General features: G+C 57.3%; 1 protein-coding gene. It reads right to left on the reverse strand.

Translation table 11 applies throughout. The features are described 5' to 3' along the window. Positions 1–27 precede the first annotated feature (27 nt). A protein-coding gene (locus OLZ32_RS39100; protein ID WP_264425721.1) for an IS3 family transposase occupies positions 28–1397 on the reverse strand; the annotation gives its coding sequence in 2 pieces (ribosomal slippage) (positions 28–920 and positions 920–1397; 1371 coding nt in all). Positions 1398–1442 lie beyond the last annotated feature (45 nt).

Here is a 1442-nt window from a genome sequence, read left to right on the forward strand (position 1 = left end):
TGAACTGACCCCGTAAAGTTGGACGGTTTACAGACTGGGAAGAGTTAAGGGCTGGGTCCTGTATTGTACAGGGCTCAGTCCTTTGAGTTTCAGCCTGATGCGGTCGTTGTTGTAATAGCGGATATAGTCCTCAACCCCCTCTTTCAGACTTTCGATACTGTCGAAGCGGTTGGGGTGGAAGAACTCGGATTTGAGGGTGGCGAAGAAGCTCTCCATTGCGGCGTTGTCGAGGCAGTTGCCCTTGCGTGACATGCTCTGGGCGATGTTGCGGCTTTCGAGCATGCGGTTCCAGGTCGGCATCTGATAGTGCCATCCCTGATCGGAATGCAGGATCGGCCTCTCATCGTCATCTATCTGATCCAGCGCCTTGGTCAGCATGTTCTGGACCAATTTGAAGATCGGTCGTCTCGCCGTTTCGAAGGCGACGATTTCGCCGTTGTAGAGGTCCATGACCGGCGATAGGTAGAGCTTCTCGCCGGCCACGTTGAACTCGGTGACATCTGTCGTCCATTTCTGATTCATGCGCTCGGCGGTGAACTGTCGCTGGAGGAGGTCTGGTGCGACACGTCCGGCCTGGCCTTTGTAGGAGCGGTATTTCTTCGGCCGGACCAGGGACTTCAATCCCATCTCGACCATCAGCCGCTGGACGGTCTTGTGATTGATCGCCTCTCCGAGCCCCCGGATCGCGGCAGTCACCCGACGATAGCCGTAGCGTCCCTTGTGTGCCTCGAAGATCGATCGGATCGTCGTTTTCAAGGCCGCATGCCGGTCGGCCGACGACAGCGTCTTCTGCTGATAATAGAACGTGCTGCGTGCCAGGCCCGAAAGCTTCAGCAGCCCGTCCAATGGATGGAGTGGCCTTAACGCCTGGACGGCTTGCGCCTTGTCGGCGTTTGATGTTCCCGCGCTAAGGCCTCCAGTTTTTTTAGGTAGGCGTTCTCCATGCGCAGATAAGCCAGCTCCGCCATGAGCTCTTCACGGCTCTTGGCCTCATCGCTCTGCAGTCCATCCGTTCCACTGTCTGTGATGGGTGGTTCTGGCATCGATCGGGATTTCTCTCTCCGGCGCGGGGCCAAGGCTTCAATCCCACCGCGCTCATATTGCCTCTCCCAAACCGACAGGCAACCAGCATTGCGAATGTTGAAGAGCGCAGCTGCCTGTCGACGCGACAGGCTATCCTTCCACATCCGCTCGAGCACCGATAGCCTGAAGGGGGCATCATAGTGGCTGAATTTCTTGCACAGGCCAGCCACGCCATGTGCCGCATGGCTCGCTACCCACTTGCGAACCATCGAATGGTCCAGGCCGAAACGTAAACCGACCTCCCGATAGCTTCGCTCGCCGTCGCCGTAGAACTCCACGACGCTCTGCTTGAACGATAGGCTGTACTTGGACATGAAAACCCCCGAGGTTGGATGTCCAACTTTCGGGGGTCAGTTCAA

The organism is Rhizobium acaciae (assembly GCF_025941625.1).
Taxonomy (GTDB): domain Bacteria; phylum Pseudomonadota; class Alphaproteobacteria; order Rhizobiales; family Rhizobiaceae; genus Rhizobium; species Rhizobium acaciae.